Here is a 26,661-nt window from a genome sequence, read left to right on the forward strand (position 1 = left end):
ACAACCCACGCACACCGCCCCGCAATACGAAAGGCAAGACCATGACACAAAGCACTGTTGACACCCCGCAGCTGAGTGGCGCGTTCGACACCGAACGGCACCGCAGGAAAGTGGCCCTCGCCGCGACCTTGCGGCTGTTCGCGGCCAACGGCTACGAATTCGGCTTCAACGGCCACCTCACCGTCCGAGATCCCGAGCACCCGGACCTGTACTGGGCCAACCCCTGGAAATTGCCGTTCGGCCGGGTAAAAGCCTCAGACCTGCTGCTCGTGACCAGCGCCGGAGCCATCATCAGCGACCACCCCGGCGCCCAGGTTTCCGGATTCGCGAGCCAGAAGATCCTCCACGACGCACGCCCGGATGCCGAGGCGGTTGTCCACGTGCACTCGCCCTACGGGTTCGCCTTTTCCGCCGCGCCGCGCCTCCTCGACCCGATCAACACCGATTCCGCGCTGATCCACGGACTCCAAGCGATCCACCACGACTTCGGCAAAGACCAGGTGGAGAGCCCCAAACCCAACACGACCGCCGACTCCCTCGGCGCCACCGCCAAGGTGCTGATCCAAAAAAACCACGGCTTCATCACCATCGGTGCCTCCGTGGAAGAAGCAGCCTTCTACTTCCTGGCTGCCGAGCGCGCCGCGAAAGCGCAGCTGGTGATCGAGGCCGCCGGACAAGCACCACAGCTCGTGGCAAGCCCTGCCCTGGAAAAATTCGTCCTGACCCCGGAACTGGCTGAGGAGCACTTCGCCCCGCTGCTGGAGCAGATCCTGCACGACCAGCCAGATGTGGCCCAATGACAGGGACAGGTAACCGCAAGGACCAGCTTGTCCTGGGAATCCTCATCGGCGGGGTAGGGAACCACGTCGGCGCCTGGCGGCGGCCCGGAAGCCGCATCGAGGAGAAGTACTCGCTGAGCCTTTTCAGCGACCTGGTCCGCTGGGCCGAGGACGCCAAACTGCACGCCGTGTTCCTCGCAGACGGACTCAACCTTGACCGGAGCACCCTGCGGAGCCAACCGCATGCCGGACTTGAACCGGTAACTCTGCTCAGCGCCCTTGCGGCTCAAACGACGAACATCGGCCTGATCGGCAGCATCTCCACTACCTTCTCTGAACCATTCAACGTTGCACGGCAGCTGGCGTCCCTGGACCACCTCTCCAACGGACGGGCCGGCTGGAACATCGTGACCTCCGCATGGGGCGAGGAGAACTTCGGCCGTGAACTCCCGGCACACGCCGACCGCTACGCACTGGCCGAGGAGTACCTCCGGGCAGCCCTCGCTTTATGGGACAGCTGGGACGCCGATGCCATCAGACTCGACCGGGAACAGGGCTTCTACGCGGACAAAGACCTCGTCCGGGAAATCAACCACCGCAGCAAACACTTCACCATCCAAGGACCGCTGAACATCGCACGGCCTCCCCAGGGCAGGCCGCTGATCGCCCAGGCCGGGTCCTCGGAATCCGGGAAGACCTTCGCGGCCGGGTACGCGGACATCGTGTTCACCACAGGCCGGCAATCACTGGCCGATTCCCAAGCCTTTTATACGGACCTGAAAGCCCGGGTATCCGCTGCTGGCCGGGACCCGGGTCAGCTCAAGATCCTGCCCGGCATTTCCCCCATCATTGGGCAGACCGAGACCGAAGCCAAAGCCCTGCAACGGGAGCTCAACGGCTACATCGACTTCGAGTCCGGCCGGACCCGCCTCGCCAAGCAACTCGCCGGGACCGACTTGTCCGGGCTGGAACTGACGGACCGGATACCCGCGGAGCGGCTACCCGCCGTCAACGAAGTCCAGGGCCGCCGGTCCCGGTACGAGGTCTTCCGGGAACTCATCGTGAAAGAGCACTACACACTGCGCCAACTCATCGAGTACGAGGTCAGCTCAGCAGGGCACTACGTCCCCGTCGGCGACCCTGAACAGATCGCTAACCTGCTGCAGGACCGGTTCGAGAACGGCGCTGCCGATGGCTTCATCCTGCTGCCCTCCTACGTCCCCGAAGGCTTCCAGCTCCTGACCGACGCCGTCGTACCCATCCTCCAGGACCGTGGCCTCTTCCAACGCGAGTACGCCGGATCAACGCTTCGCGAAAACCTCGGGCTCGACCCGGTTGCGGGCACCATCCGGAACGGGGCGCAGCTGACGGCATGATGGAACGCGGTTACGAGCCGCCTTCGCCTCGACACGGTGGGCTGGCCTCTACGGCCGGCCCACCGTCATCTAGCTCCTCGATAATTTCGCAATAGTCTGTCTCCGGGGATGGCCCTTTGAAGGAGACGGCACCGACCGGTCAGCCCACATCCCAGGCACCGTCAGCGTCCCCGCTTCAACACTCCTCCAAGAAACCGGTGAACTGCGGTCCCAACACGTGTTCCAAGAGCATTTTGCCCGGCACGGCGTGTGACCCGGGGACACAGTGAGCATCTAGTGCGGCGGCGTGGCCGCAGCACTGGCAAAACTTGCACTCTACGAGGCCGGTGCCAAACCACGGCTCTTCGTCGGCTCCTTCTCCGCGGGGGCCGCAGACCCCAGCCGACCAATCACCAACGGCCCGGCGGCCTAACATCAGGTTGGGATGTGCCCTAGCCGGACTTGCCAGATGCCCCCTCCGCTGTCCGGAGCGTCCGGACCCGAACGTACCGGGCTTTTGGTGCTGACTGCAGCTGGAGTAGTAATCAGAAATGATGCTGGCCGGCACCTCAGCGGCTCAATAAACTGTGGTGCATTCCAGCTCAGGAGATTACGCCCGGACCACGCAGTTGAAGGGCCCTCATGCACCCTTACACGCAGCACGTGATTGCTAAGGCAAGGCTCATACCCGAGGACGTGGCAGAGGTACATGGGTATGCGGCATGGACCCTGATTGAGTACTTCGCTCTGGCACGCGGATGGCCTCCGGCTTCCCGGGCGTGGACCGCCGCCCTGGCGCGCGTGTGGTGGGATAACGCCGGCGCGGCAATGTACAGGACCGTTCAGGTCGCTTGGGCTCGGGAGGGGATGCGGGCGCACATTCGACAGTTGGCGGCCTTGAATGAGCTGTGCTGGGAGTTGTACCCGACACCTGAGAATGACCAGCAGCGCAGAGAACTCGTTACGTCTGTTGCCAATGATCTCGGGACGTGGAAGGCGTGGCCCGGGCTGCACGACGTGCGGAGTCTTCTGCCCGTTCCCCTGGCTGTGTTGCGGGGCCCCTAAGCAGTGCAGCAGTTCGATGCCTCTGAAGACGTCTGCCCTGCAACCGTGATTACCTCACTAATTCTTCGGATTCCTTACCCTCACAGTGGTCAAACGCAGTTCGTTCCACAAGCGGTTTCCATCCATGTTCATGGGACGTCATCGCCAGGAAACATCAGAGAAAAATGCGACATCTACCCTAAAAGAGCGGGGGTGTCCCTGCTGCCGCAAGCAAAGGAGGGGCGATGTCCAAGGATCTAGCGGGCGACGTCGTGCAGGCTCTGGGTGATCTGACCGTCGGGGATGTCATTGAAGCTTGGCATGAGGGACGACGCCACAACCGGGGCAGGGTGTTGCAGACCGTGCCTTCCATGGGAATGTTTTGGTTGCTGGACTCCGGCACCGGAACCCGGAAGCTGGTCGACTTCGAGGCGCTGCTGGTCCGTCGCGTCCCAAACCCCGAATCGCGCAGTGCGGCGTCCCTAGCCTGACAGGGCTATCGGCTGTGCGCCAGTGAGTCCAAAGTGATGCCGTTCTCTGCCAGCCAGGAGCGGTTGAATGCTTTGCTGAGGTAGTTGGTGCCCGCGTCGGGTGCGATCGCGACGATGGTCGATCCTGCAGGCGCCGATTGTGCGGTTTGGAGTGCTGCCGCGATGGCAAGACCGGAGGAAGGGCCGAGGATGAGTCCTTCTTCGGTAGCGAGGCGGTGGACAGTGGAATAGACCAGGTCGTTGGGTACGCGGATGAACTCGTCCACGATGTGTGAATTGAATGTGGTTGGCCACTCGGCTCTGCCCCAGGTGTTTCCGACGCCGTCCACGATGATTTCGCCGGGTTCTCCGCCGCTGTAGACGGAGCCTGCCGGATCTGCGCCGAGCACTTTCACTGTGCCCAGGCTGCGATCCTTCAGGTACGCGCCCGTTCCGCTGATGGTTCCGCCTGTACCGATGCTGGCGACGAAGTGGGTGACCGCTCCCGATGTTTGATCCCAGATTTCCGGGCCGGTTGAGGTGTAGTGGGCCTGGGGATTTGCCGGGTTGTCGAACTGCTGTGGCCTCCAGGAACCGGGAATTTCGGCGGCGAGCCGGGCTGCAACATTGCGGGCATTGTCCGGCGAGTCCGCCGGAGCGGTCCAGTCGGTCAGCACCACTTCGGCGTTGAGGCTCCTGAGTACCGCAAGTTTCTCCTCGGAAGTGGTGTCTCCGGCGACCACAATCACCGGATGCCCCGTCAGAGCCCCGATGAGTGCCAGTCCGATGCCGGTGTTGCCGGAGGAGCTTTCGACGATTGTGGCTCCCGGTTGGAGGACCCCTGCCTGTTCGGCTCCACGGATCATGCTCAGGGCCGTCCGGTCCTTGACCGATCCTCCGGGGTTCGCCGATTCCAGTTTCACGTAGATTTCCGACGGCAGTCCTGCTCCCAGGGCCTCCAGCCGAACCAGGGGTGTGTTGCCGACCAGACCTATGGGGGACGTTGCGCGGGCTTCAACACGCGGTGCCGCAGGACTTGTCGTGGCCACTTTGGTTCTCTTCTCTTAGTTGGGCTTGGCGTTCACTGAACGCGGGTGGTTACCAGGGTGCTTACCTTCACGCTCGGAGGCGGTTCAGGAATGCATCCGACCATAGATCACGCGGCTTCCGGTGAAAACGGTTGGGTTCATGTGGGGTAACTGGCATACATATCAGGTAATTTCGGGTCATCAGGGCCCACAAACGGTCTACAGTCGGGGCCATGCTTCATTTCGGTTGGTTTGTCGGTCATGGTTTCGGTGTCCAGGGCTGGGGCACCCCTGGCTACGGCCTGGGTTACGACTGGAAGAAACCCGCGCTGTACCAGGAGGCCGTGCGGGCCTTTGAGCGTTCCGGCCTGGACTTATTCATCATCGAGGATTCCCTCACGGTCCCGGACACCTACGGCGGCACGGCTGAGGTATCGCTTGCCCATGCCTCCTTTGCCCCTAAGCACGATCCGCTGGCGCTGGTCCCTTACCTGCTCTCCGCCACCGAGCACCTGGGTATCGTGCCGACGGTGAGCGCCTCCTTCTACCCGCCCTTCACTGCCGCGCGGCTGCTCGCCACACTGCAGCACTTCTCCGATGGCCAGCTGGGCTGGAACGTGGTGACCTCGGGCAGTGATCTTGCGGCCCAGAATTACGGGCTGGACCAGCAAATCGAGCATGACCTGCGGTATGAGAAGGCTGAAGAATTCGTCGACGTCGTCCGCCGGCTTTGGCGGAGCTGGGAACCTGACGCGATCCTTGAGGATGCCACCGCAGGCGTGTTCGCAGACCATACCAAGGTCCACCCCATCAACCACGCCGGGGACTTCTTCAAGGTCCGAGGTCCGCTCAACACCGCGCCCCTGCCGGAAGAACCCGTCCTGGTCCAGGCGGGTGCCTCACCCCGCGGCAAGGCATTCGCCGGCGGCAATGCCGACGTCGCGATCGCCCTCGCCCGCGGCACGAACGGCATGAAGGCCTACCGCGATTCCATCCGCGCCGAGGCAGCCAAAGCCGGCCGCAACCCCGATGACGTCAAGGTGCTGTTTGTCCTCAAGCCCACCGTGGTGGGTTCCAAGGCAGAGGCCGAGGAACTGCGTGCCCGGCGCAGGGAACTCACCCAGCGCGACATCGACAGCCAGCTGAACTCCATTTCCTACCTGTCCGTGATTGACTTCAAGCAGTTCGACCTCGACGCCCCCCTGCCGGAATTGAGCACCAACAGTAATCAGGGCACCCTGGAACACTTCGCCAAAGCGGCCCCGCCAGGGGCCACGCTCCGCGAAATTCTGCAGGCGCGCAGCGGCGGAGCCGGCGACAGCATCATCGGTACCGCCGAGGAGATCGCCGATTACCTCGAAGAAACCGGCGAAGCCGTCGGCGGCGATGGCTTCCTCTTCTCCGGCTTCGTTGACCCGGTCACCGTGCACACTGTCCTGGACAGGCTCACCCCCGAACTCCGCCGCCGCGGACTGCTGAGGTCGAGCTACGGCAGCGGTGGATTCCGCCAGAACCTCCTGGACTTCTGACCATGACCGCGGTCCCGCCGACGCTACTGATCACCAACGCACCCGTCGACGTCCAGCGGCTGGCCGGGGCGGCCATCGATCCCTCAACCAGGGTGGTGCTCAGTGACGAATCCTTGGACCTGATCGGGCAGTCACGGTACGTGCTGGAACGCACAGCAGCCTCCGGCGAACGCGTCTACGGGCTGAACACCTTGCTGGGCTCGGGCCGGGACACGGCCGTGGCGGAGGAGTCCATCCTCGCGTACCAGGTCCAGGTAGTTCGCTACCACCACAGTGGCGTGGGCGGGTTCCTCGACCGCCCCAACGTGCGGGCACTCATCCTTACCCGCCTCATCGGCTTCAGCCGGGGCGGCTCCGGCGTTCGCCAGGATACCGCCCGCTTCTACGCCGAAATGCTCAACCGCGACATTGTTCCGGCCGTCCCCCGCGAGGGGTCCGTCGGGTCCTCCGACCTGACCCAGCTTGCCGCCGTCGCAGCCGTGGCCATTGGTGAAGGACAGGCCATTGGCGCCGACGGCGTCCTGGCCCCCGGCGCGGAGGCACTGGCCGACGCCGGTCTGGAGCCTTTGCGTCTCGGACCCGGGGAGGCACTCGCGCTCATCAGTGCCAACTCCTACTCCATCGGCAGCGGTGCGCTGGCACTTCGGCGCCTGTACCGGCTTGCCGAACTGGCCGACGTCGCCCTGGCCTTGTCGCTCGAAGCGACCGCGAGGTACGACGGCGGCGGGAACCTTAGCCCGTTTTCTCCCGTTATCCAGGCGGCCAAGGCGGTGGACGGCCAGCGCGCATCAGCGGCGGCAGTCCGGGGCCTGCTGAGTGGCGGTTGGCTGGAGGACATCCGTCCTGAGGTCTCCGTGCAGGATCCGCTGTCCTTCCGGGCCGCGCCGCAGACCCATGGGGCGTTCCGTGCTGTCGCGGAGCAGTTGGAGGCCGCCCTGGGCGTGGAGCTCAACGGCCGGGGTGATAACCCGCTGAGCGACGTTGACTCCGGCCGGATGGTTTCCGGCGGGAATTTTCAGCCCATGCAGCTGGCCCTTGTATTCGAAAGCGCCCGGCTTGCCTTGGCCCACGTGGGAATCTCAAGTGAGCGGCGGATCGCCAAGCTCTACCCGCCCCAGCGCACCATCCGGCACCGGCACCTCGAACAGGCGCAAGGCGGTTCGGAAGCACTGGCAGGCGAGGAACTCCCCGGCCTGCTGTGGTACTCCGCCGCAAGCCTCCTGGCTGAGCTGAAGGTGCTCGCCGCCCCTGCGACCCTGGGCGCGCCAACGTTATCTGCCGACGTCGAGGACCACTCCACCCTCGCCCCGCTGGCCCTGCAGCAACTGGAGCGTTCGCTCGATGCCGCGGAAAAGCTCATGACCATCGAAGCGCTGACAGCCACATACCTGCTGATGGAATCTGCAGCGGATGACGAAGCGGACGGGAGGAAGCTTGGACAGGGGACGGGCGCCGTCGCCGGGCATCTTGGGACACTGCTCGCCAAACAGCTCCCGGCAGCAGTACTCGTGAACGACGCACGGGCCGCGTTAGAAGAAGCAATCGACAGCTTAAAAGGGCTCAGCAACACCAAAACCCCGCAGCAGCGCTGAGGCGGGCGAGGCGGTAGGTGGGGTCGTTGTCGAGGGCGAGTTGGAGGAATTGATGGGCTTTGCTGCCTTTGCCTTCCCACCAGTTGATGTAGCCGATGGCTGTGAGGACTGGTGCTGCGTGTTCGGCGCTGGCGCGGGTGTATGCGTGGAGTAATAGTTGTTGTGCCCATTCGATGCGTGACCATTTGGGGGCGGTGTCGGTTTGGGCGAAGAGGATGTGCTGCAGGGGTTCGTCGACGCCGGGGATGTCTGCGATGAGCCGGTCGCGGATTGCGGGGAACTGGAGGTTCGCGACCAGGGCGTGGCAGTCATCGTCGCTGGGAAAGCTCTTGGAATCGAGCATCTCGGACCAGAGTTTCCTGCCTTGCTCGAGCGCGGTGTCGCCTTGCTGAAACCTAATGGTTTCCATGTGCTGTTCGACGGCGGCCGCTTTGGTTTGTGCCTGGCTGGTGGTGGGGAGGGTGATGCGGTCGGTGGGTTGGATGTAGCTGCCGCGGTAGATGAATTCGGCGTTGATGGTGCTGGTTTGGGTGGAGCTAACGGGTAGGGCGATGCTGGTGCCGGGTTCGTCGTCGTAGGGGGAGAAGGTGGTGTCTCCGACGATGAGGCCGTTCTGGATGGTGATCCCTTGTTCGGCGAGGACGCCGGTGAGCGCGGCGATGGTTGCGGCGTGGGGCTTGGCCGACCCGTGCTGGGTGGTTTCGCTGGTGTAGACGGCGAACAGGACGGATCTGGCGGTGCTGTCGCTGGTGAGGTAGTGGGCGACAGTCCGTGCGTAGTCGAGTTCCTGGCCGGCCTGTCGGGGAAGGTCAATCCTGAGTGTGGCGCCGATACTGTTCGCGTTCAAGGTGATGCAGACGAGGCTTTCCTTGGGCCAGAAGCCGAGGGTGTGCCCGATGAAGCTGAGGATGTCCGATTGTGTTGTGATCGTGAGCTTTTCCATGGTCCTGATTCCTTCACCCTTGGTGTTGCTCGGTAGCTTCCATTCATTCATCGGCGTACGCGGGTTCAGCGGCATGATCTACGAACAGAGGATGGTTTGGCCTTAGCGATCCGTTGCGCGCAAAGGAGCGACATCCGGAGAGAGCTAGAGACTCATCAGCCGACAAACACCCATGCGGCCTCGGCTCTGACCTCGCAGCCATCTGACTCCTGGCGTCTCAAAACCCTTGGGAAGTAGGATGTCCCGTTTCCGCGGAGAGACATCTGAACTGAGCGGTCGCTTGTGACTTTCGGCAGTAAATGTCGGCTTTTTCACGGCGGATTTGTCGAATTCAGCAGCCCGCAAGGGGATCGCTAACCGAACGTTTTAGAAAGGCTTGCATCCGCAGCTCGGGGAACGCGTCAGTCTCTGGCGGTGGAGGCTGACCTTGTCTTCAAGCCGGGCAATCTCGGCGTTGAGTGGCGGCCAGGATTTATCGTGATGTGCGGAGGCCCGCACGTCGTCAATCGCCCAGCGGAGTAATTCCAGGTCGTAGCTCTCGCGTTGACCTCGGCCGTGCAGGTATCCCTCGAACTCGACTGATGCGGCGCTGCCGCCTTGGGCCCAGTATTTTAGCCAGAGTTCGTCGAGGTAGTTCTTGTCTTAGTGAATGAGATTTAGTGCTGTGACTCGCGGATCTTCCGTCATGGATTGTCCCCCAACTTTCCAGGCCAGCGCGTTGAGCGCGGCGCTTTTTCTTTCACTGTTGCCGCCGCTGCTGGAGCCACTTGCCATGTTGCCACACCGAGACCGCTGTCGGGCGGTGTTTAGGTGTGTTGTTCGGCCCACTGTTTGCTGGCGGTGAGTGCGTCATTCGCCCTGGCCGTTGGAAGGGGTGGGCCTTATGTTTGTCTTCCCACCGGCTGTGTGCGGTGCTTACATTGGCGGTGGGTCAGGAGGCGGACGCTCACAGCCGTTAAGGAGTGCCCCATGATCCGCCCCCCACACGCAAAGCCCTGGGGGACCCACGCCCCGGGGTGCGTGGGGTACTCATCTTTCCTCGGTTCGGGCTGCACTTGGACGAACGCCTGTTGTTGCCGGTCGGTCAGGCCGGTTGCTGCGGACGTCCAGGAAGTGGCCTCTCGTACCTGCTGAATCTCTCTTCTTTGGGCCGGGAACCCTTCAACGCTTCCAGGACTGGACAGACTTGGAAGGCGTCCGCGACCTCGCAGGCCGTATTGGGGAGGAACTGCGCTCTCGGTCCGGCGTGTCAACGCCGGGCAGCCGGGGCTCTTTGGGCACGCCACCGTGACCGACGGGATGTGGCCCGGGAGCATCAGATTCGGGGGGCATATCGCGTTTTCCGGCCTTCCGGAGGCCACCAGCGCCGCTGGCCTCCGGAGACCAAACCCCTGAAGGGCCCGTGCGGGGTTTAACGCTGAGCGCCTGCTTGCGGTGCGAATGAGGGGGCGAAGCGATGGAGCCTGCTTCGGTGTTGCCTCAGTGGCCTGGTTGTGGGTTGTGGCGGGCGAGTTGGGTGCTCAGTCCGCTGAGAAGGATGGTGAGTCCTTGGTCGAGTTCGGCGTCGCCGTCGTAGTCGACGAGGACTGGGCCGAGTGCCCGGAGGTGGGGGAATTCCTTGGGGGGCAGTCGGTGCAGTCCGAGGCGGAGGATTGCTTCGTTTTCTTCCGGGTCCACGATGTATTCCTGGAGTTCGTTGAGGATGTGCCCGTAGAGGAATCCGTAGTAGGCCCGGTAGACGTGGAGGGCGTCGCTGGGGTTGAAGCCGGCACCAATGAGCAGTCCCAGAATCTGTTCGAGGGGGCGCAGGGTGCCCAGGGGGCGCAGGCCAAGGGGTGTGGACAGGGGTCTGGTGACCAGCAGGGGCACGATGTTGGGGTGCCGGAGGGCCAGGAGCCGCAGATCGTGCGCTATCCGGCGCAGCTGTGCCTGCCAGTCGGGTTCATCGGCGAAGATTGTGAGTTCATTCAGGACGATTTCGGTGACCCCGTCGAGCAGGGCGGCCCGGTTGGCCGCATAGCGGTAGAGGCTCATCGGGTCCCGCCCGAGCTCCTGCCCGAGCCGGCGCATCGTGAGGGCATCCAGGCCTTCGGAATCTACGAGTGCCAACGCAGTGGAAAGTACAACGTCCCTGCTCAGACGCACCTTCTTGGGGCCGGAGCTGTTGGGGGTGCTTTCGGGAGTGGCCATGGAAGAGTCGTCCTGTTCATCGCGCGGTACCTCGACGCGGTACTGATGCGCGAGCTTGCTTACTGTGTAGTCTACGCGTAAAGTCTACAGTGTAGAGAAGTTGTCGACACGGTTTCAGCCAAGGGACCACAGTTTGCATAGCCGTCCAGGCTGCTCACGTAAACCTTGGGAGAAACGCATGACTGCTCAGACCTGAACGAGCCCCCATGGGCGCCGCGTCCACGCTGACGCCAGCCGCGTTCCTGGCTTCGGACCAGGAACGGAACACTTCAGCGCGGAATCCCCAGCAGGGGCAGCTGTCTGAATTCTTTCCCTCATTTTTTTGTTGTAGCCCGACCATCTGCCCCGTGCAGGACACTGGTTATGAGGCCTTGAGCCTGATGGTGGACACCTGCACCTGTTGAAAAGAGCCACGATGGCGCAATCACAGTTCGACCAGTTCCTTCAGGAAGCCACCTACCGCGACCGCGAGCCGGGTCAACACTTGGACAAGGACTCCCTCTATGGCCTGTACACCAGCTGGTGCTGCGTGTCCGGCCAGGAACCGCAGACCGAGCACGTCTTCTGGGCCGCGATCCGGGAGCGGCTCAGTGCAGGGGAATACCTCCACATGACGAAATGCCCCGCAGCCGCCGACTACATTCTCGCCAGCTACCCCGCCTTAGTCTGATCCAACCGCAGCCCGTGCATTCCGCCGCGGGCACCGCACCCAGTACAACCACCGCAGAACCTGAGGCAGGCCGACATGACCAACACGAATCCTGACACCCCCGAAACTTCCCCTGACGGCATTGATGATCATGACTTCACCCCCGATGGCCTCGCAGGCGCCCCGGCCCACGAAGAGGACCAGGAAAGCATCGTCCACACCGGGAACAGCTAACCCGCCAACTCCGCCGCAGGTGCAGCCGCCGCCGTGGGGCTGCACCCCGGGGCTGGCCGGAAACGGCGAGCAAAACCGGGGCGCCCCACGGCGATCTGACGAGGTTACAAAGGCTGCTTATATTTTTTGTCGTACGGAAAAGAGAACGGAAGTTCACCCGGCCTGAAGTAGATGTCGTGGCCTGTTGAGGGGAAGCACCGATGCAGTAACACCTGGTCGTCGGACAGCTTGAGACGGCCAGCGCAACATCAGCAGTACCTGGTCGTCGGACAGTTTGAGACGGCCAGCGCATCACCTGTAACGCGGGGTAGGCAAGTTGAGGGCAGCTTCATGCACTCCTTGCCCGCCCCCTATTTTTCGGTTCTGATGGCCGGCCTCTCAGCGCAAGTGCTCGGCGGGCTAACCGAAGAAATCGGCCACCATACTGTCTGCGCCGTCCTCTTTCTCACGGAGACCACTGTCCATCCGTGATGATCGGCGGCTCCAAAGTCGCTCCTAAGCGGGACATGGAGGCGCCCCCGATGCTATTGGGGGATACATCGGGGGCGCTTGCCAAAACCATATAATGAGGGACTTTTCAAGTCAAAATGCGACGGCATCACCCGAGAACACTGTCATGGCGTGAAGTTTTGGATCCTCGAAGTCACCCCCAAAGCCACCACGGCGCCCACGTTGCCCGCCCCGGCAACCAGTAGCTAAATTAACTCCGCAGTCAGCTCACAGAGCTGACCCTGAAAGGAAACCGGTGCAAGCCGACAACGACGACAACACCACCCCCGAGCAGCCTCCAACCGCCTCAAGAGCGGTCCGCCGGCGAAGCGTTCCCCGACTCGTAACCACGGCCTCACTGACCTCCCACGTCCACGTCCTTGCCGGGCCTGGCGGCCGCCCTCGCCCCGCCTACGTACTGCTCCCCGGAATCGGCATTCCGCATCACCACTACACAAACCTGCAGGCACTCCTGTCTGAGCACGCGAACTGCCTCACCATCGATCTGCCAGGATTCGGCCAAGCGCCCGCCCCGGAACATCAACTCAACGCTGCCCAGTACGCCTCCCACGCCGCCGCGGTCCTGGCGAAAATGGGCGTGAACAGCGCCATAGTAGTGGGCCACTCCAGAGGCGGTGCCGAGATCGCGGCAGAACTCGCAGCCCAAAAACCCGATCTCATTACCCACCTGGTCCTTCTGGGACCGGTAGGAGAAGACGAACGCCCACCGACTTTCAGGCAGATCACTGCACTCGGTCTGCGGGCTCTCCGGAAAGACCTCCCCAAGGCCCCTGGCCAAAGCGGCAGGGCGGAACACCTGATGCGCCGGTACCGCTCAACATCACCTCTCGCGATGCCTTATGATCTCCAATCACGGCTTGCCCTGGTCAACCAACCGGTACTGGTCATCCGAGGTACCCGGGAAATCACCACACCCCGCACCTGGTGTCAAAAACTCATAGCAACCGCCCCCAACGGCCGCCTCCTCGAACTACCCGGCGCAGGACACCTCACACGCACGGGCGCCGCCGGCGCCGCGGTCGGCACCCGCGCTTTCAGCACCAGCAACTGACCGGCCCGAGTACACGTCCGCGGTGTCAACAAAGTTGATCCCGGCGTCGAGGGCGCGGTGGATAACGCGGATCGAGTCCTGTTTGTCCTGGTTGCCCCAGGGCCCGAACATCATGGTGCCCAGGCACAGGGGGGTGACCGATACGCCGGTGCGTCCGAGATTGCGGTAGTCCATCGTTCCTTCTTTCTTGCCTGTCAGGCTTCGGGGATGGTGTAGCCGAGGCTGTCGAAGTCGAATTGGTCGGGGTCCATGGTGTCTCCGATGTTCAGGGCATCGATGCGGGCCAGTTCGTCGGTGGTGAGTTCGAAGTCGAACACGTCAAAGTTCTCGGCGATCCGGTCCGGGCGCACAGACTTGGGGATTGCGGACCGGCCCTGTTGGATGTGCCAGCGGATCATGACCTGCGCGGTCGTCTTACTGTGGGAGTCCCCGATGGCCTGGATGGTGGGATCGGTCAGGGGTGTGGTGGTGTTTCCCCTGTAGTGGCGGATCCCGCCGATGGGTGACCAGGCCTGCGTGAGGATCCCGTGTGCGTCGTCTGCGGCCTGCAGTTCGGGCTGGGTGTTGTAGGGGTGCAGTTCGATCTGGTTCACGGCCGGCAGGACATTTGTTTCGTCCATGAGCGTCTCGAGCCGGATGGGCTTGAAGTTACTGACGCCGATGGAGCGGACCGCACCGTCGGCGAGGAGCTTTTCGAGTGCCTTGTATGCCTGGATTGTCTTATCGAAGGTGCTGGGCTGGGCCTGGTGAAGAATGAGTAGATCGATCTGGTCGACACCGAGTTTCTTGGCGCTCTTTTCAAAGGCGTGAAGGGTGTTGTCGTAGCCGTAGTCGCTGACCCAGACTTTTGTTTCCAGGAAGACGTCTTCACGCGGGATGCCGGAGCGGCGCAGGCCCTCACCGACCTCGCGTTCGTTGCCGTACGAGGCCGCGGTGTCGATGTGGCGGTAGCCGACTTCGAGGGCGGCCTGCACGGCTGCCACGGTTTCCGCGGGAGGAGTCTGGAAGACGCCGAGCCCGACGGCGGGCATCGTGACGCTGTTGTTCAAAGTGATGAGATCAACCACGGGGAGTTTCTCCTTCTAGCGGGCTGCGCCCGGAGGTGGGGACAGAGTTGGTGGGAGTGGGGCCGGTCGGCGGTGGGCTTCCGTACCCCTTTTCGACGGGGTACCGAAGCGTCTTGTTAGAGCTGCCCGGCGCGCATCGCGGCGATGACGCCGCCGTCCATGAGCAGGTCGGAGCCGGTGATGAAGGCGCCTTCGGGGCCCATGAGGAATCCTGCTACCGCCCCGACTTCGGCGGGGGTGCCCATCCGGCCTGCCGCTGAGGTGTTGATCATGGTGCGGTAGCCTTCGGCGAACGGCCCGGACATTTCGTCCTGAGCCAGGGGCGTGGAGATGATGCCCGGGCTCAGAGAGTTGATGCGTGCCCCGCGTGCGCCCCAGGTGGTGGCTGCTGCCTGGACGCGCAGGGCGTTGGCGCGCTTGGCCAGGGTGTAGGCGGCGCCTGAGTCGCCGACCTTGTCGGTGGCGAGGAACGGCAGGTCCAGAAGCTCAGCGGTGGGGGTGTAGGCCAGTGCGTGTTCAACCTCGCGCGGGAAGCCCTCGCCCATGTGGCCGGCCATGCTGGAGATGACGATCCCGGAACCGCCCGCGGCGATGACGCGGCCGAATTCTTCAAGCACGTAGGCGGTGCCAAGCAGATCGACGTGGTGCACCCGTTCGGTGGGTGCCTGAACCGGAGATACTCCGGCGGCGATAACGACGCGGGTGACCTCGCCCATGGTGGCTGCCTTGTTGGCCAGCGCGGCGACGGCGGCGTGGTCGGAGATGTCGACCGGGTGGGTGGTGACGTCGTAGCCTTCGCCTCGGAGCTGCGCGGCGACGGCGTTCATGGTTTCCTCGTTGTAGTCCGCGAGCAGGACGGACCGCCCGATGCCGGCGACGCGGCCGATAGCGACGCCGATGCTGCCGGAGCCGATGATGACTGCTACTTCTGTTGTTGCCATGGTTCGTTCCTTTTACTTTCGTTGTGGTTCATCAGGTGTGCCAGAAGGCCTTTACGCCGGGTTTCGCCGGGACCCGGGCGCGGTTGGTGCGGTTACTAGAAGGTGGTCGCCGTGGAGCGAATGTCGTTCCAGGCGCCGCCGTCATAGGTGTAAGTCGTGGTCGATTCCAGCGGCCAGGTTCCGCGGGCACCGTAGATGGTGGCGGTCACCAGGTTTTTGGTGACCACCACGGCCGTGGTGTTCTCGCTCCCGAGGGTGACGGTGGCGGAGAGCTCCTGGACGTCGTGGTAGGCCATCTGCCCGGAACGGATCTGGGCCAGCCACTCGGCTTTCGTTTGTTCATAGCCGGTGATGTGGACGGCAATGAAGTCGGGATGGAGCAGTTCATTGAGTTCATCGGTCCGCTGCTCCAGGAGCAGATGGCTCCGTTCCCTCTCGACCTTCAGGACGGCAGATTCGCGGTCGCTGTGGCTGTGATTGTGGGCGGGCATAGTGTGGCTCCTTGGCTGGATTCTTAGTGGATGAGGGCCGGGGCGGCATCAGCGCCGGCGGCTGCGGGTTCGGCATCGCCGACACCGCCGGAGCGGATGAGGCCCAGGGAGACAAGGGCGGCAAGGACGATGCTCCCGGCAGCCCACCAGAACGCGGTGACGTAGCCCTCGACGGCGGCCTGCTGCATGGCCAGCGCTGTATCGGTTTCCCGTGCCGAGGCCATCCGGGTGGCGGTTGCTCCGGCGGCGATGGTGCTCATCAGGGCTGTGCCGACGGCACCGCCGACTTGCTGTGAGGTGTTTACCATCGCTGAGGCCACTCCTGTATCGTCCGGCTGGAGGCCGGAGGTGGCAACCACCATCGAGCATATGAACGCGGTTCCCAGTCCCAGGCCCATCACGATGCTGGCGGGGAACACGACGGGCCAGTAGGCGTTCTCGATGGTGAGACGGGTGAGCCAGAACATCCCGGTAGCGCCGACCAGGTAGCCGGCGCCCATCAGCCAGCGTGCCGGGAACCGTGCGATCAGACGGGTTCCGAGCTGCGTAGAGCCCACAATCAGACAGGCCACGAGGGGCAGGAAGGCGACGCCGGTCAGCAGAGGCGAGAAGCCGAGGATTGTCTGCATGTAGTAGGTCAGGAAGAGGAACTGGGTGAAGTTCCCGGCCATGGCGAGTGCCGCGCTGAGATAAGCGCCTCCACGGTTCCGGTGCAGGATCACGCGCAGGGGCAGCAACGGGGCCCCGGCGCGGGTCTCAACGAGGATAAACAGGGCCAAAAGTACGACGGCGGCCACCAGCGACGTGATCGTTGCCGGGGCGCCCCATCCCCCGGTTTCGGCCCGGTTGAGCCCGAACACCAGGGTTGCCAGCCCGGCCGAGGCGAGCAGGGTGCCCAGGACGTCGAGCCGTTCCCGGTGCCGGCCATTGCTTTCCTCGCCGACATAAGCAAGTGCACCGATGACGGCGACCGCCCCGAAGACAATGTTTACCAGCAGGGTCCACCGCCAGCTCGCGAACTCGGTGAGGACACCTCCGAGCAGCAGACCGATCGCCCCGCCGGCACCTGCGACGGCGCTGAACACGCCGAACGCGGTCGCCCGTTCCGTGCCGCTGGGGAAAGTTACCGAGAGAAGCGACATCGCGGCCGGCGCGAGAAGAGCGGCGAATACTCCCTGCAGGACGCGTGCGGCCAAGAGCATCTCAATGTTGGCCGCGACACCTCCCAGCACCGAGGCGAGGCTGAATCCCACGAGACCGGTAATGAACGCGCGCTTCCGGCCCCACTGGTCAGAAATACGTCCTCCCAGCAGAAGCAGGGCACCGAATGCGAGGCTGTAGGCGGTGATAACCCACTGGCGGTCCGCGTCGCTGAACGCGAGATCGAGCTGGGCCTTGGGCAGGGCAATATTCATGATGGATGCATCAAAAATCACCATGAGCTGAGCGATCGAGATGAAGGCCAGCGCGATCCAACGGCGCCTGCTCGCGGGGTCCGTTGCCTGCATGGGGGATGATTCAATCATTCAGGTTCTCCGAAAAAGTCTTGTCTTGAGGCCCGTGGGCCTTTCTTCTTCATCAAGTCAACCGTCCTGAAGGAACGTGAGGTAGTGGCTGCTGTTCCATGTAATAGCAGTACCTCCCACCAGGCATGGACCCGCGCGTACGGTGGAGATCATGACGAACAACCGCGAAGTGAGCGACTTCCTGAAGTCCCGCCGCGCCAGGATCACCCCGGAGATGGCAGGGCTTCCGGTCTACGGAGGGCTGCGCCGCGTGCCGGGTCTCCGCCGTGAAGAACTCGCGGCAGTCTCCGGGATGAGCGTTGACTACTACAACAGGCTCGAGCGCGGGAACCTCACCGGCGTCTCCGACAGCATCCTCGAATCGTTAGTGCGGGCCCTTAAACTCGATGAAGCCGAACGCACCTACTTGTTTGATCTTGCCCGCGCAGCGAACGTAAAGCGCCCCCGGCAACGCCGGCGCGGGCCGCAGAAGCTCAACCCCAGCCTCCAGCATCTGCTCGACGGCATGTCAGGCATCCCCGCCTTCGTTCAAAACGGACGCCTCGACGTCCTCGGCATGAACGACCTCGCCCGCGCGCTCTACTACCCCGACGGGCAGGACTCCGCCCGGGAGGGAAATTTCGCGCGTTTCGTCTTCCTGGACCCAGGGGCACGGGATCAGCTGCCCGACTGGGAAGCAATGGCCCACGATGTCGTCGCCATCCTCCGGCAGGAGGCCGCCCGGGACGCCCACAACCGGGATCTCTCAGACCTCGTCGGCGAGCTGTCCACTCAGAGCGAAGACTTCCGCACGATGTGGGCCGCACAGAACGTCAAACTCCACCGCACCGGGATGAAACAGTTCCACCACCCCGTGGTCGGCGACTTCGAGCTCAACTACCAGGCCATGCAGCTCCCCGGCGACGAAGGCCTCACGCTCATCGCCTACAGCGCCGAGCCGGGCACTCCCGGTCACGACGCGCTCAACCTCCTCGCCACCTGGGCCGCGACACTCCGCAACGAGGCCAAACTCAGTGCCGTCGACTACAACGCCTGAAACAACTGTGTCTTGCAACCCTTGAGATACACGGCGTCTCATTGAATGAGCATTGTTTGTCCCCTTTTGTGGAACCGGGACGTGCTAGGCGGGACACCACAGCCAGGGATCAGCGGTCGATTGATGCCATGTTGGCTTCGTCGTGGCGTTCACCCGCTGCCGGCTGCAGGGTGTTAAGCCGGTCCAGTTGGTCGACGGTGAGTTGGATGCCGCTCGCAGCTGTATTCTCCTCAACGCGGGAGACTCGGCGGGTGCCGGGGATCGGGGCGATGTCGTTCCCACGGGTCAACAACCAGGCGAGGGCTGTCTGTGCGGGAGTCGCGCCGATCTCGGCGCCGATCGCCTTTACCTCGTCGACGATCGCGAGGTTCCGGCGGAATTTCTCGCCAGTGAACCGCGGGTTGGTCTTGCGCCAGTCGTCGTCGGCGAAGTCATCCATGGTGCGGATTTGACCGGTAAGCAGACCGTGTCCGAGCGGTGAGTACGGGACGAAGCCGATGCCGAGTCCTCGCAGGAGCGGAAGGATCTCCTCCTCGACGTCTCGGGTCCAGAGAGAGTACTCGGTCTGCAGGGCGGTGACTGGCTGTACTGCATGTGCGCGACGGATCGTCTCCGGGGAGGCCTCGGAGAGTCCGAAGTGCAGTACTTTGCCCTCAGCTATCAGGTCCGCGACGGCACCGGCGGTTTCCTCGATTGGAGTTTTGGGGTCCACCCGGTGCTGGTAGTACAGGTCAATGTGGTCAGTGCCCAGGCGCTGAAGCGAACCTTCGACGGCGGCCTTCACGTTCGCCGCGCTGCTGTCGACCACGCCGGGGCCGCCGCCGGAATGGGAGACCAGCCCGAACTTTGTTGCGATCTTGACTTGGTCGCGGCGTCCGTTGATGGCCTGGCCGACGATTTCTTCGCTCAGGAACGGCCCATAGATTTCTGCCGTGTCGATGTGGGTGACCCCGAGATCGAGTGCGCGGCGGATGGTGCGGATCGACTCGTCGTGATCCAGGGCGCCTTCGCTGGTGTAGGTGCCGGCCATGGTCATGGCGCCCAGTCCGATGGCGGAGACTTCGAGGTCTCCAAGGCGTGCGTTCTTCATGGTTGTATTTCCTTTTCGGTATGGCTTTCCAGCTGCGTGGGCGTGGTTTGAGAAGCACCGTTGTGAAGGATCGGCCAGGGCGGTGTCGATTTTTGGGCAGGCGCTGCCTGAGGCATGGAACGCCTGCAGGCTGAATCAGGCGGGCCGAGTGTTAGCCGCGCTCGATGCGCATGTCCACATCGTTGGGGAAATTCCCGAAGACGCTGAGGTCCGAGGTAATCTCTCCCATCTTGGTGAGGGTCGGGACCGAGCTGGTTTCCTCGTAGATGATGGTGATGCTATCAAGGGGGTTGTAGTAGACGATGTCCCCTGGTTTTACGTCCGTGTAGAAAGGACCGGTTTCGGTCATCGGGGCGGAGAGCTCGGTGATGTACTCGATGCCGGCGTTCCGGAACCAGGGCAGCGTGACCGGGAGGGTGGCGGCGAAGTCTTGGGCGACTTGGGTGTCATTGAGGGTCGCGGTCATCACCACGTCGCCGACGGTGATGATGATTGGCGTCCCAACCGCGTGAGCATCGGTCGGGGCGGAGGATTCGGCGGCGGCGGACGCGGTAGTCGCCGGGGCGGGGGAGGTCGTGGTGGTGGTGTTCCCGGCTTCCGGTGCCGAGCAGGCTGCGAGGGCGATCGTGGCCGATAAGGCGATGGCAATGAGGGACAGGGGCTTTTGCATTGGTTCCTAATCGGTTTCGAGCGCCATGGAGGAGGACAGCTCGCGGTGCGCGTCGACCTGGTCCAGGAGCAGTTGGGCCTTGTGTTCGACGCCGGCGACGACGTCTGCTCCGGCGACGAACCGCAGCGGCGGGGTTTCCAGGGCGGCGATGGTGACGAGCGCTGCGCCGAGCTTGGCGGGGTCTCCGCCCTGCTGGCCGTTCATGGCCTTCCACGCGGCGATAGTTTGGCTGGTGCGCTCGGCATAGTCCTCGATGGAAAGTGCAGGCCAGATGGAGGACGCACCCTCGACGAGGAGTTCGGTGCGGAAGAACCCGGGTTCGACGATCGTGGTGTGGATCCCGTAGGGCGCGAGGTCGTATTGGAGGGATTCCATCCAGCCCTCAAGGGCAAACTTCGATGCGGCGTAGGCGGCGCAGAACTCCTGGCCGATGATGCCGGCGGCGGAGCTGATGGTGATTACGTGGCCGCTGCGCTGCTTGCGCATCACCGGCAGGATCGCACGGGTGACGTTCAGCGGGCCGAAAAAGTTCGTCTCCATCTGCGCCCGGAACTGGGCGTCACTGATCTCTTCGAAGTAGCCGGCGTAGAAGTTGCCGGCGTTGTTGACCAGAACGTCAATGCTTCCGAAGTGTCCGACGGCGGCTTCGGCGGCAGCAGCGGAAGCTGCGGCATCGGTGATGTCCAAGGACAGAGCGAGGAGGTTTTCGTGTTCGCCGAGGGCTGCGGTGACGTTGGCGGCGTCGCGGGCGGTGCCGACGACGCGGTGGCCGGCGTCGAGGGCGGCCCTGGCCAGGTCGATGCCCATGCCGCGGGCGGCTCCGGTGATGAACCAAACGTTGGTCATGATGATGCCTTTCAAAAGTCCTGGCCGGCCCGTTCGGGGCGGCTAATGTTTCAAGTCAACAGGCCAGCGCTGGACCGTGCGAGACCCTACGTAGAGGTTCCCCATCAGGGCCCCTCTAGGGCGCCCGATTCGGGGTACGTTCGATTTCATGGACAACCAGGACGACCTCAGCCAGTTCCTCAGCTCGCGTCGGGCCAAGCTGACCCTGCAGCAAGCGGGCCTGCCGGACTTCGGCGGACGGCGCCGTGTTCCTGGCCTGCGGCGGGAAGAAGTCGCCCTCCTGGCCGGGATGAGTTCCGAGTACTACAAACGCTTGGAACGCGGCAACGCCAAAGGGGCGTCGGAGGCAGTGATTGATGGGATCAGCCGCGCCCTGCAACTGGACGAGGCCGAGCACTCACATCTCTACGAGCTCATCCGCTCAGCTAACGCCAGCGCCCACCCGACGCGGAGGCGCCCGACCCGCAAAACGCAGATCAACCTGGCCCTGCAGCAAACCATCGACGCGATGTCCACCGTCCCGGTGTTCGTACAGAACGGACGGCTGGACGCAGTCACCACCAACAGCCTTGGCCGGGCTCTCTTTTCGGAAATGCTCGAGGACTCCCGGCAGCCGGTGAACGCGGCACGCTTCGTGTTCCTCGATCCCAGGGCACAGACTTTCTACCGGGACTGGGAATCCAACACCCGCCAGATCGTCGCCCTCCTCCGGGTCGAAGCGGGCCGTTCCCCCTACGACCGTCAACTCAGCGACCTCGTCGGCGAACTCTCAACCCGCAGCGACCTCTTCCGGAAACTCTGGGGAGCCCACGATGTCCGCGAACACCGCGGCGGCATCAAAAGTGTTCACCACCCCATCGTCGGCGACCTTGACCTGAACTACCTCGGGCTGGACCTGGCCTCCGACAGGGCTCTCCAGATGCTCGTGTTTTCCGCGGAACCAGGCTCCGCGTCCCAGGAGGGACTGCAGCTGCTGGCTAACTGGGCAGCTACAAACAGCGTCGAACTGAAAGTTAAAGACGAAGCAGCCACCAACCACCTCCCTGGAAATTGATGCTGAGATCCTAGAATTTCATCCCAAGCGACGGTCGGCCGAACCCCAGCATTTTTGCGCGGCGGAACTTGCCCAAAGATCCCGTCGACGGAAGGTTTTGCCGTCTCACACCCCTTGGGATTCAAGGCACTGAGGTTATGAGACACATGGAATCAGATTTGGCGGCTGGGGCAGGTGTGTCCGCCTGGTTTTTGTCTAAGGCAAGCCACGCGGTGTCACAAGCGCCACCTGTCACCAGCAGAACCTCGGCGGCTGCGTCCCTAACGCACGTTGCCTAGATGATGTTGAGTGGTTCCAAGCATCTTAAGTAGACGGCCGACCAGTGACTCGACTGCATCCTCGGGTGAGCTGGCCAGTGCCTCGGCACTGACCGTGGTCGTGCTTGTGTACACATCACTGTGCACGGATTTACGACGTTCGAAACTGCTCGAGTCATCCGTCGTCATGTGGGAGCGTAGACCCTTGAGGCCATTCATCCGCAGGCCGAGAGTCCACAGGGAGCGGTATCCATAGCGTTCACTGAGAGTGCTTGTCCAGAAGACCAACCGTTGGGCATATGCCACAGCCAGCCCATCACAGATGATCCACTCCTCGGGGGTCCACATAGAGGTACCGCGTCCTACCAGAATGCTGATCCCTCCCGTTTCAGTCACTTGGACATCCAGGATTGATTTTTCGTCGAAAGTAGCGGGCCTCGGCACCTGGGTCGCAGCATCCGCGTCGCTGTTCATCATTGAGACGCCGAATTCGCGGAGCTTGATTCTTGTGGCGTACCGTAATCGCCTGCGCCGGCGTCGAGCGCATCGACCTTGTCTGTTAATCCTCGCCGGGCTAAGAGCACAACGATCGGCAGTTCGGTCCAGCCGCGGATGCCCCGGATGACGTCTGCCCCGTCGATGTCAGGGAGTCCGAGGTCGACGACGAGGGGCATCCGGGGGATTGGCTGTGGCCCGGTGCAAGGCCTCGCTGCTGTTGGATGCGACGAGACGGCGTAGCCTTCGGCCCTCGGGTTCACTACGCCTTCAGCGGTTTCCCAGTTGCATTCGGCGGCGGCGGTGTACGGCGTCGGAAACTGCTACGCCTACAAGGGGAAGAACGGCACCCATAGCGGCCACGAAAGTGGGAAGGAGAAAGCTCAAATTGGCCAGCAGCACCAAGGCAACGATGCCCATGAGATCAGATGATTGGCGTTGGCCCAGTACGCGTCGAACAAAGAGGCCTCGACCAGCAAGAAAAAGAGTCGGCCCAGCAAATAGAAGCAGAACGGTGGCCAAATCGGGCCGGACTGCCGGATCACTGATAACGAGCTGATCACCAACCGCTACCAGAATTAGCCCCGCCAGCAACACCACCAAGGTGTTGCCCGCCAAAATGCCGGGCCGAAACTGGTCATCAACAGAAGCAAGCTTTTCCAGAATCTCCCGTTCGAGGCCATGGAAGTAGCACCACCAGATCGCGACACTTCCGGCCAAACCTACGGTCCCGGTCACGAAAATCATGGGGTCGTCCAGATTGCCCGCAATCGCCAAGCCGGTCGAAAGGATCGTCTCGCCGAGGGCAATGAGGTAGAACAACCCGAACCGTTCAAAGATCCTTTCTCCCGGGAGCGGGACCTGGCTTCCCTCCGTACTCCGGCCAGGCAACCGGTGCGCCAGCATATGTCCGCCCAGATCGATCGCTGCAGCGACGCCCCAGAACATCAAACGCTGTCCCGGACCGAAGAAGACGCCGGCAATCCAAAACGGCGCACTCATACAGCCCCAGATCAGCGTGCGCACGAAGTGGTTGTGAGTGGTCCGGTCGAGTCCGACAGTGAGCATCCACGCTCCCCGGCCCAACTGGACCAAGAGATAGCTCGTGGCAAAGAGCCAGCCGAAGGCCCCAAACGCTGTGTCGATTGAGGCGTTCATGAATAGAGTGACCAACATGACGCCCAGCAGCATCCACTGCACTGCAAGTCGCGAAGTGTCCAGCAGTGACGCTGCCCAGGTTGTGTACACCCACACCTTATAGACCGCAAGGAGAAGCACGAATGTCTCACCGGCGCCCACCCACGAAGGGTGCTCCAACAGATGATGAGACAGCTGTGATAGCGCAAAAACAAAGACTAGATCGAAGAATAGCTCAAGGCGCGTAACCCGGTCTCCGGAAGTCGCGGAACGCATCAGCGACCTGGCACGGATCATGGGTATCCTCCACTGGGCTAGGAGCAGACGGACGCCCCTCCTGTTGACGGAAAGACTGACGACAGTCAGCAAGGAAGTCAAGGGAAAACTTTCCGGAGAGGTGGAACGGTGCAGCGTCCGCAGGCGCTACGCGCTGGTCATCGGTGACTGTTTTGAGTTCACCCCACCGAAAAATACGCAAAAAAGCTGTCGCCACCCGGCGGGTCACCCAATGGGGAGCAGGCCGATGGCAACGTCCACCTCAACAATACGCAGCTGATGCAAATTGAAAGCGCTGCAGTGGTTTCATCGGACGTAGCCCGGAGGGAACGGCGTCGACTGCTTCATGAGAATTCGCGAAACATGGAAGATCCGGCTACCCACTTCTGCCGCACGTCCGTACTGTCGCCTTCAACGGGTGCGTTGGCAGAAGGAATCGTCTCTTGTGGTGGTTGGCGATCACTGGGAGACTGGGCAGGGCGTCGCGCCGCTCCCTCGATAGGTTGAGGAGGTGCCACGAGGCCTTTACGGTCCGCATCATCCCAACGCAGTTCCGTTCCAAGGAGACTCGCCATGAAAACTGTCATGCAGACTGGAATCAACGGGCTCGGGCTGGGTGAGTCAGCATGATTGAGGTTGCGTTGTCGGTGATCCTAAAGGCCATACCTGGCAAGGAGAAGGAGGTCGCGGATTTCCTTCGGTCCGCCCGCGCCGTCGTCGAAGAGGAGCCAGATACGCGCGCTTGGTTCGCCCTCCAGTTTGACGAATCGACCTTCGGCGTCTTCGACGTATTCCCCGATGACGAGGCCCGACAGGCCCACTTAGCAGGGGGAGTCGGGCAAGCACTTGCCGCTCAGGGAGCAGAGCTGTTCAGCGCGGAACCCAACATACAGAACATCGACGTGCTCGCATACAAGCTGCCGTTGGAAGACGGATAGAGGCCTTCCCGCGTCACAGCAACGCGAGGCTGTTTCCCCACATCCATGGCCCTTGGCTCAGGAGCGAGATTCGGTGACCGCTTTCATCAGATGTCGCCCGGCAGCTAAAGCACCAGCAGGAGAGCCCCAACTATCCTCAGGCATAGGAGCAGAAGTCAACACGAGCAGGCACCGGCCGTCCCGAGGCGTTCGGTGACCCTGTTATCGCCATCGTCGTTTCATGATACGTCGAATTGCGCCAGGCCGAGATGCTGGTCCCGGCCAGGGTGAGCCGCCGCCCGCCCTAGCCCGCACGGCCAGATGGGCTTCACCCGCGACGCATCATTCGCTTTCCTCGGCCGACTGGCGACGATGACGCTCCCGTTGGCCGTACGCCGCCCGAAGAATGTCATCCTTTGACTCGAATCCCGAGCCCAATGCCCCACCGATGAGCGCCGCCGACGTCGTCATCCACGCGACTTCGGCAAAGTCCCAGACCGTCACTGGATGTTGCAGGGTCTGCGCCAAGAGATCTCCGTCGATGGTGAACGCCGCCGCCAGCAGTACGGCGACGAACAAAAGGACGTAGCTGATGACGACCCCGATCACCAGTGACCACACCGTGGAGGTGTTGTACAAGGAAGCCTTGTAGCGTTCGAGGGGATGGTCTCGCCGGGGGCTTTCCCATAGGTCGTGTTGGGTGATGATCCAAAACACCATCGAACTGATCGAAAGGATCATCAGTAAAATCAACCTCGGCGCCCCTAGCAAGTCTGCGAGTTGCCAGATGGTGTTCGTGACAAGTGCGAAAGCACCTGTGGCAATGGCGGCAGCCATTGCGCTTCTCAATCCGAAGACCAGACGCCAAGGACGGTTCGCCCGCAGCATACCCGCCAGCAACCGTCCCCGCCCGAGACGGGTTGCTGAAAGGTAGCGGAACCCGATCGGCCCCTCGCCAAGGACTGCTCTCTCAATACGCCGCGATTGGTGCAGCGATGGTGGACCGAAATCCCCGTAGTCATCCTCGGGATCGAAATGGCGATGCATCGCCCACCCGAGGTCGGTGACGGCAGAGCGGACTCGGCGATCAATGTTGACGGCGCCGAGCGCGGGCAAAGAAACCAGGGAGATAGGCTCCCCGAGCGCGACTTCCGCGACAACAGTCCGGCCCTCAAGACGAATCGGAAGATCGGTCAGGCAGACCATGACATCCCATGCTCGGTGGGTCCGATGTTTCGCCAAGGAATCCAACATTGGGGTCAACCCGTTGCCTGCCGTAAAGTCCCGGTACTCGATGGACACGGACCAGTTGTGGCGTTCATCGGCAAGGTTCAGAAGATGGCCCACCTCCCGGCCGTTACGTTCGGCAAACTCGGCGGTGACCTCCGGCTCTGCGAGCACACCTAACTTTCGGTCACTGGAAGGGCTCGCATCACCTGGACTGTCCAGCACCCGGGCCTCCTATGGTTCGGTGTCGTGGTTCT

Annotated in this window: 23 protein-coding genes and 1 pseudogene; 11 read left to right on the forward strand and 13 right to left on the reverse strand. The window is 62.8% G+C overall.

The genetic code is table 11. From position 1 onward, the window contains the following. Positions 1 to 41 precede the first annotated feature (41 nt). The 3 genes from ACFV4R_RS15425 to ACFV4R_RS15435 all read left to right on the forward strand — a co-directional run bounded on the left by ACFV4R_RS15425 (position 42) and on the right by ACFV4R_RS15435 (position 3,669). Positions 42 to 800, forward strand: coding sequence for a class II aldolase/adducin family protein (locus ACFV4R_RS15425; RefSeq protein ID WP_377203243.1), 759 nt, complete (start codon positions 42 to 44; stop codon positions 798 to 800). Next, positions 797 to 2,155 carry an LLM class flavin-dependent oxidoreductase gene (locus tag ACFV4R_RS15430; RefSeq protein ID WP_377203244.1) on the forward strand — a complete coding sequence of 453 codons (1,359 nt, stop codon included), beginning with the start codon at positions 797 to 799 and terminating at the stop codon, positions 2,153 to 2,155. The genes ACFV4R_RS15425 and ACFV4R_RS15430 overlap by 4 nt, the downstream gene beginning before the upstream one ends. A gap of 1,268 nt (positions 2,156 to 3,423) precedes the next feature. After that, the gene (locus ACFV4R_RS15435; RefSeq protein WP_377203245.1) at positions 3,424 to 3,669 is read left to right on the forward strand and encodes a hypothetical protein; all 246 of its coding nucleotides are present in this window, start codon (positions 3,424 to 3,426) and stop codon (positions 3,667 to 3,669) included. Positions 3,670 to 3,674: 5 nt separating this feature from the next. Here ACFV4R_RS15435 and ACFV4R_RS15440 read toward each other — a convergent pair whose 3' ends face one another. After that, a complete protein-coding gene (locus ACFV4R_RS15440) occupies positions 3,675 to 4,697 on the reverse strand; it encodes a PLP-dependent cysteine synthase family protein (protein ID WP_377203246.1) in 1,023 nt (340 codons plus the stop codon). Between the two features lie 212 nt (positions 4,698 to 4,909). Here ACFV4R_RS15440 and ACFV4R_RS15445 point away from each other — a divergent pair, with 212 nt between their 5' ends. Together ACFV4R_RS15445 and ACFV4R_RS15450 are read left to right on the forward strand one after the other, a co-directional pair. After that, positions 4,910 to 6,205, forward strand: coding sequence for an NtaA/DmoA family FMN-dependent monooxygenase (locus ACFV4R_RS15445; RefSeq protein WP_377203247.1), 1,296 nt, complete (start codon positions 4,910 to 4,912; stop codon positions 6,203 to 6,205). A 2-nt stretch (positions 6,206 to 6,207) separates the two neighbouring features. Further along, complete coding sequence (locus ACFV4R_RS15450; protein WP_377203248.1) at positions 6,208 to 7,797, forward strand: aromatic amino acid ammonia-lyase; 1,590 nt, start codon at positions 6,208 to 6,210, stop codon at positions 7,795 to 7,797. Here the strand turns inward: ACFV4R_RS15450 and ACFV4R_RS15455 are convergent. Beyond that, positions 7,766 to 8,740 (reverse strand): DUF4192 domain-containing protein, encoded by a 975-nt coding sequence (locus ACFV4R_RS15455; protein WP_377203249.1) that lies wholly within the window; start codon positions 8,738 to 8,740, stop codon positions 7,766 to 7,768. The genes ACFV4R_RS15450 and ACFV4R_RS15455 overlap by 32 nt on opposite strands. A gap of 1,479 nt (positions 8,741 to 10,219) precedes the next feature. After that, positions 10,220 to 10,930 carry a TetR/AcrR family transcriptional regulator C-terminal domain-containing protein gene (locus tag ACFV4R_RS15460; protein WP_377203250.1) on the reverse strand — a complete coding sequence of 237 codons (711 nt, stop codon included), beginning with the start codon at positions 10,928 to 10,930 and terminating at the stop codon, positions 10,220 to 10,222. 415 nt (positions 10,931 to 11,345) lie between these two features. Here ACFV4R_RS15460 and ACFV4R_RS15465 point away from each other — a divergent pair, with 415 nt between their 5' ends. The 3 genes from ACFV4R_RS15465 (at position 11,346) to ACFV4R_RS15475 (ending at position 13,374) form a co-directional block, all read left to right on the forward strand. Continuing rightward, a complete protein-coding gene (locus tag ACFV4R_RS15465; RefSeq protein ID WP_377203251.1) occupies positions 11,346 to 11,600 on the forward strand; it encodes a hypothetical protein in 255 nt (84 codons plus the stop codon). 75 nt (positions 11,601 to 11,675) lie between these two features. Then, positions 11,676 to 11,813 (forward strand): hypothetical protein, encoded by a 138-nt coding sequence (locus ACFV4R_RS15470; protein WP_377203252.1) that lies wholly within the window; start codon positions 11,676 to 11,678, stop codon positions 11,811 to 11,813. A gap of 745 nt (positions 11,814 to 12,558) precedes the next feature. Continuing rightward, positions 12,559 to 13,374, forward strand: coding sequence for an alpha/beta fold hydrolase (locus ACFV4R_RS15475; RefSeq protein ID WP_377203253.1), 816 nt, complete (start codon positions 12,559 to 12,561; stop codon positions 13,372 to 13,374). Positions 13,375 to 13,380: 6 nt separating this feature from the next. Here ACFV4R_RS15475 and ACFV4R_RS15480 read toward each other — a convergent pair. The 5 genes and pseudogenes from ACFV4R_RS15480 to ACFV4R_RS15500 all read right to left on the reverse strand — a co-directional run. Continuing rightward, positions 13,381 to 13,548: pseudogene (locus ACFV4R_RS15480) on the reverse strand (aldo/keto reductase); the annotation flags it as partial. Between the two features lie 20 nt (positions 13,549 to 13,568). Then, positions 13,569 to 14,405: an aldo/keto reductase gene (locus tag ACFV4R_RS15485; RefSeq protein ID WP_377203372.1), complete on the reverse strand. Its 837-nt coding sequence runs from the start codon at positions 14,403 to 14,405 to the stop codon at positions 13,569 to 13,571. A 152-nt stretch (positions 14,406 to 14,557) separates the two neighbouring features. Further along, complete coding sequence (locus tag ACFV4R_RS15490) at positions 14,558 to 15,382, reverse strand: SDR family oxidoreductase (RefSeq protein ID WP_377203254.1); 825 nt, start codon at positions 15,380 to 15,382, stop codon at positions 14,558 to 14,560. Positions 15,383 to 15,477: 95 nt separating this feature from the next. Next, a complete protein-coding gene (locus ACFV4R_RS15495; RefSeq protein ID WP_377203255.1) occupies positions 15,478 to 15,873 on the reverse strand; it encodes a nuclear transport factor 2 family protein in 396 nt (131 codons plus the stop codon). A 23-nt stretch (positions 15,874 to 15,896) separates the two neighbouring features. Continuing rightward, entirely contained in the window at positions 15,897 to 17,399 is a 1,503-nt protein-coding gene (locus tag ACFV4R_RS15500) for an MFS transporter (protein WP_377203256.1), read from the reverse strand. A gap of 151 nt (positions 17,400 to 17,550) precedes the next feature. Here ACFV4R_RS15500 and ACFV4R_RS15505 point away from each other — a divergent pair, with 151 nt between their 5' ends. Continuing rightward, positions 17,551 to 18,435 carry a helix-turn-helix transcriptional regulator gene (locus ACFV4R_RS15505; RefSeq protein ID WP_377203257.1) on the forward strand — a complete coding sequence of 295 codons (885 nt, stop codon included), beginning with the start codon at positions 17,551 to 17,553 and terminating at the stop codon, positions 18,433 to 18,435. A 109-nt stretch (positions 18,436 to 18,544) separates the two neighbouring features. Here ACFV4R_RS15505 and ACFV4R_RS15510 read toward each other — a convergent pair whose 3' ends face one another. The 3 genes from ACFV4R_RS15510 to ACFV4R_RS15520 all read right to left on the reverse strand — a co-directional run bounded on the left by ACFV4R_RS15510 (position 18,545) and on the right by ACFV4R_RS15520 (position 21,041). Next, positions 18,545 to 19,525, reverse strand: coding sequence for an aldo/keto reductase (locus ACFV4R_RS15510; protein WP_377203258.1), 981 nt, complete (start codon positions 19,523 to 19,525; stop codon positions 18,545 to 18,547). 151 nt (positions 19,526 to 19,676) lie between these two features. Beyond that, positions 19,677 to 20,195: a cyclophilin-like fold protein gene (locus tag ACFV4R_RS15515; protein WP_377203259.1), complete on the reverse strand. Its 519-nt coding sequence runs from the start codon at positions 20,193 to 20,195 to the stop codon at positions 19,677 to 19,679. Positions 20,196 to 20,201: 6 nt separating this feature from the next. Further along, complete coding sequence (locus ACFV4R_RS15520; RefSeq protein WP_377203260.1) at positions 20,202 to 21,041, reverse strand: SDR family NAD(P)-dependent oxidoreductase; 840 nt, start codon at positions 21,039 to 21,041, stop codon at positions 20,202 to 20,204. 148 nt (positions 21,042 to 21,189) lie between these two features. On the opposite strand from ACFV4R_RS15520, the gene ACFV4R_RS15525 reads away from it, so the two are divergent. Next, on the forward strand, positions 21,190 to 22,095 hold the full coding sequence (locus ACFV4R_RS15525; protein WP_377203261.1) for a helix-turn-helix transcriptional regulator: 906 nt from the start codon (positions 21,190 to 21,192) through the stop codon (positions 22,093 to 22,095). A 1,022-nt stretch (positions 22,096 to 23,117) separates the two neighbouring features. Here the strand turns inward: ACFV4R_RS15525 and ACFV4R_RS15530 are convergent. Then, a complete protein-coding gene (locus ACFV4R_RS15530; RefSeq protein ID WP_377203262.1) occupies positions 23,118 to 24,281 on the reverse strand; it encodes a low temperature requirement protein A in 1,164 nt (387 codons plus the stop codon). A gap of 605 nt (positions 24,282 to 24,886) precedes the next feature. Between ACFV4R_RS15530 and ACFV4R_RS15535 the strand changes: the two genes are divergently transcribed. Further along, the gene (locus tag ACFV4R_RS15535) at positions 24,887 to 25,198 is read left to right on the forward strand and encodes a putative quinol monooxygenase (RefSeq protein ID WP_377203263.1); all 312 of its coding nucleotides are present in this window, start codon (positions 24,887 to 24,889) and stop codon (positions 25,196 to 25,198) included. Positions 25,199 to 25,519: 321 nt separating this feature from the next. On the opposite strand, the gene ACFV4R_RS15540 is transcribed toward ACFV4R_RS15535, so the two are convergent. Then, positions 25,520 to 26,629, reverse strand: coding sequence for a hypothetical protein (locus ACFV4R_RS15540; protein ID WP_377203264.1), 1,110 nt, complete (start codon positions 26,627 to 26,629; stop codon positions 25,520 to 25,522). Positions 26,630 to 26,661 lie beyond the last annotated feature (32 nt).

The sequence above is a fragment of the Pseudarthrobacter sp. NPDC059871 genome, from assembly GCF_042731175.1.
Classification (GTDB): domain Bacteria; phylum Actinomycetota; class Actinomycetes; order Actinomycetales; family Micrococcaceae; genus Arthrobacter.

Coding starts and splice junctions, on each gene's coding strand:
- ACFV4R_RS15425 (WP_377203243.1), top strand. CDS start 42: ATGACACAAAGCACTGTTGACACCCCGCAGCTGAGTGGCGCGTTCGAC.
- ACFV4R_RS15430 (WP_377203244.1), top strand. CDS start 797: ATGACAGGGACAGGTAACCGCAAGGACCAGCTTGTCCTGGGAATCCTC.
- ACFV4R_RS15435 (WP_377203245.1), top strand. CDS start 3,424: ATGTCCAAGGATCTAGCGGGCGACGTCGTGCAGGCTCTGGGTGATCTG.
- ACFV4R_RS15445 (WP_377203247.1), top strand. CDS start 4,910: ATGCTTCATTTCGGTTGGTTTGTCGGTCATGGTTTCGGTGTCCAGGGC.
- ACFV4R_RS15450 (WP_377203248.1), top strand. CDS start 6,208: ATGACCGCGGTCCCGCCGACGCTACTGATCACCAACGCACCCGTCGAC.
- ACFV4R_RS15455 (WP_377203249.1), bottom strand. CDS start 8,740: ATGGAAAAGCTCACGATCACAACACAATCGGACATCCTCAGCTTCATC.
- ACFV4R_RS15460 (WP_377203250.1), bottom strand. CDS start 10,930: ATGGCCACTCCCGAAAGCACCCCCAACAGCTCCGGCCCCAAGAAGGTG.
- ACFV4R_RS15465 (WP_377203251.1), top strand. CDS start 11,346: ATGGCGCAATCACAGTTCGACCAGTTCCTTCAGGAAGCCACCTACCGC.
- ACFV4R_RS15470 (WP_377203252.1), top strand. CDS start 11,676: ATGACCAACACGAATCCTGACACCCCCGAAACTTCCCCTGACGGCATT.
- ACFV4R_RS15485 (WP_377203372.1), bottom strand. CDS start 14,405: ATGCCCGCCGTCGGGCTCGGCGTCTTCCAGACTCCTCCCGCGGAAACC.
- ACFV4R_RS15490 (WP_377203254.1), bottom strand. CDS start 15,382: ATGGCAACAACAGAAGTAGCAGTCATCATCGGCTCCGGCAGCATCGGC.
- ACFV4R_RS15495 (WP_377203255.1), bottom strand. CDS start 15,873: ATGCCCGCCCACAATCACAGCCACAGCGACCGCGAATCTGCCGTCCTG.
- ACFV4R_RS15500 (WP_377203256.1), bottom strand. CDS start 17,399: ATGATTGAATCATCCCCCATGCAGGCAACGGACCCCGCGAGCAGGCGC.
- ACFV4R_RS15505 (WP_377203257.1), top strand. CDS start 17,551: ATGACGAACAACCGCGAAGTGAGCGACTTCCTGAAGTCCCGCCGCGCC.
- ACFV4R_RS15510 (WP_377203258.1), bottom strand. CDS start 19,525: ATGAAGAACGCACGCCTTGGAGACCTCGAAGTCTCCGCCATCGGACTG.
- ACFV4R_RS15515 (WP_377203259.1), bottom strand. CDS start 20,195: ATGCAAAAGCCCCTGTCCCTCATTGCCATCGCCTTATCGGCCACGATC.
- ACFV4R_RS15520 (WP_377203260.1), bottom strand. CDS start 21,041: ATGACCAACGTTTGGTTCATCACCGGAGCCGCCCGCGGCATGGGCATC.
- ACFV4R_RS15525 (WP_377203261.1), top strand. CDS start 21,190: ATGGACAACCAGGACGACCTCAGCCAGTTCCTCAGCTCGCGTCGGGCC.
- ACFV4R_RS15530 (WP_377203262.1), bottom strand. CDS start 24,281: ATGATCCGTGCCAGGTCGCTGATGCGTTCCGCGACTTCCGGAGACCGG.
- ACFV4R_RS15535 (WP_377203263.1), top strand. CDS start 24,887: ATGATTGAGGTTGCGTTGTCGGTGATCCTAAAGGCCATACCTGGCAAG.